This window comes from Clostridium tepidiprofundi DSM 19306 (assembly GCF_001594005.1).
Taxonomy (GTDB): Bacteria; Bacillota; Clostridia; order Clostridiales; family Clostridiaceae; genus Clostridium_AC; species Clostridium_AC tepidiprofundi.
Genome location: NZ_LTBA01000105.1, coordinates 1 through 2096 on the forward strand (window position 1 = coordinate 1; position 2096 = coordinate 2096).

At 33.4% G+C, this 2096-nt stretch carries 3 protein-coding genes; all 3 read left to right on the top strand.

Features of this window, described 5'->3' with window-relative positions; all coding sequences use genetic code 11:
* On the top strand, positions 1-509 hold a 509-nt coding region (locus tag CLTEP_RS13815), incomplete at its 5' end, for an Rpn family recombination-promoting nuclease/putative transposase (protein WP_153016355.1).
* Positions 510-1034: 525 nt separating this feature from the next.
* The gene (locus CLTEP_RS15220; protein WP_066827644.1) at positions 1035-1295 is read left to right on the top strand and encodes a hypothetical protein; all 261 of its coding nucleotides are present in this window, start codon (positions 1035-1037) and stop codon (positions 1293-1295) included.
* 35 nt (positions 1296-1330) lie between these two features.
* Entirely contained in the window at positions 1331-1597 is a 267-nt protein-coding gene (locus CLTEP_RS15640; RefSeq protein WP_201786625.1) for a group II intron maturase-specific domain-containing protein, read from the top strand.
* Positions 1598-2096 lie beyond the last annotated feature (499 nt).

The following is a 2096-nucleotide window of genomic DNA, read 5'->3' on the forward strand; positions in this document are numbered from 1 at the left end:
TTCATACTAAGTTTCATCTGTGGGAAGATGAAGCTAAGGATTACATGCTCACTGATTTGGTAGAGATACATTTTATAGAAATTCCAAAATTTAATGAATTGAAGGTAAAGAATTTGAAAGAAGATAGACTTCAGAGATGGTTGACTTTCTTTAATAAGGATATTTCAGAAGAAAAATTAAAGGAGTTGATTGAAATGGATAAAGATATAAAGAGAGTAGAGGAAAGACTTGAATATTTAAGTAGTGATGCAAAGACAATAGAGATTTATAAAGCGAGAGAAAAGTCACTTCACGAAAGGGCAAATATGATAAGCAGCGCAAGAGAGGAAGGAATTAAAGAAGGAATGGAAAAAGGAATTAAAAAAGGAATGGAAAAAGGAATAGAAAAAGGAATTAAAGAAGGAATATTCAAAATAGCCAAAAATCTATTGGTTATGGGTATGGATGAAGATACAGTGTCAAAAGCTACTGGATTAAGTGTAGAAGAGATCAAGAATTTAAAGCAGTAATAGATTAAAAGGCAAAGGAGTCAGACCGTTCGCCAAGCAAAGGGCGTGATGTATAGCAAGTGAGAATCCTGCATGACAAAGTTTAACCAACAGTCATTAGCGAGTCTTGAGTTGTTTGGGGTGACCCAAAGGGCTAAGCGTAGACAGCAAACTGGTGGGCCGTAAGCCGAATGAGGTTGAAGTTGATAGCTCCGAAATACCTAGTTGGATAATGTCAATATGTTGGTCTGCATAGAAGACAGTACTAAACATTTGTTATGGTAAGAATGATTTAGCTTACCCGGAGTCGTAGGACACGGCACGTCAGATATTGTTACATCACGTCAACTTGGGAGAACTCAACTATTCTCATACACAGAGATGAGTATGGTAGACAAGTATAAAAGAGAAAACCAAAAGATAGTTGAGTAGTCGGATTACATCATAGTACTGATGAAACATGGTAATGCCTGTGGAGGAAAGGATGTAACATATTATTGCCCTTGAAAAGGGAAACATCACCTTACACACAGAGGAGGAAAAATGGTGTATACAAAACTTCAAAGGATAGCGAAAATAGCTAAAGAAAGACCAAATGAGAAATTTACTTCATTAATACATTTGATTAACAAAGAAATGTTAATTAAATGCCACAATGAACTTAAGCCGAATAAGGCGACAGGAATAGATGAAGTAACGAAGAATGAATATGAGGTAAATCTAGAAAGTAATATCGAAAATTTAATAGAAAGAATGAAAGGATTAAAATATAAACCTAAACCAGTAAGAAATTTAGAGCAAGCTTAAACAAAGTAAAAGCTTGGTTAAAAGTAAATATGCATATGCCACTAGATGAACTGGTAAAGAAGTTAAATAGAAAACTTCAAGGATATTACAGGTATTATGGAATTACCGATAATTCAGCTAGCTTAAATAAATTTAGAGACTGCGTCAAAAGAAGGTTATATAAAACATTAAACAGACGGAGTCAACGCAAAAGTTTTAACTGGGAAGAGTTTTATAAGTTAAGTAAAGTTTATAAAATTCAGAACTATAAAATATATGTAAATATATTTGAGTTAAGGCAAGAAATTAGCTATATTTTGTAAATAATAATATGAAGAGCCGTATGCGGGAAAACCGCACGTACGGTTCTGTGAGGGGTACGGGGAAGCGATTCCTCTATCTACTCGACCTTAGGAAAAATTACAAGGTTGAATTTGCTATGATATATATGTAGTATCCTAGATGTGATAAATTTTCCAAACGTCAAAATGAACCGGTACATGTCAAGTGGACAGGTAATTTAATCAAAATTCCTGCACATATGGGTGCTTGATTCCAATATTCCATTGGAACCGAGCATCCTATTTTTGATATCTTCTGATGTTGTACCAACAAAAACTGTATTGCAGTTTTTGTAATGAACAGGTACCTTACAAAGATTTGAAGTGAAGCAAACAATCTTTGTTGCTTCTGGTGTAGAATTTGTATTAATAAAAAATGCGAATTCTTTTCAAAAGATAGTGAAAATACAACAAAAATTAAGATATAATATAAGTATAGGAAAGGGTGATATAATGGAGAGATTAAAACCTTTGAATGATT

What these genes read in the sequence shown, in the direction of transcription:
- CLTEP_RS15640 (WP_201786625.1), top strand. Translation starts at nt 1,331, where the DNA reads ATGCCACTAGATGAACTGGTAAAGAAGTTAAATAGAAAACTTCAAGGA.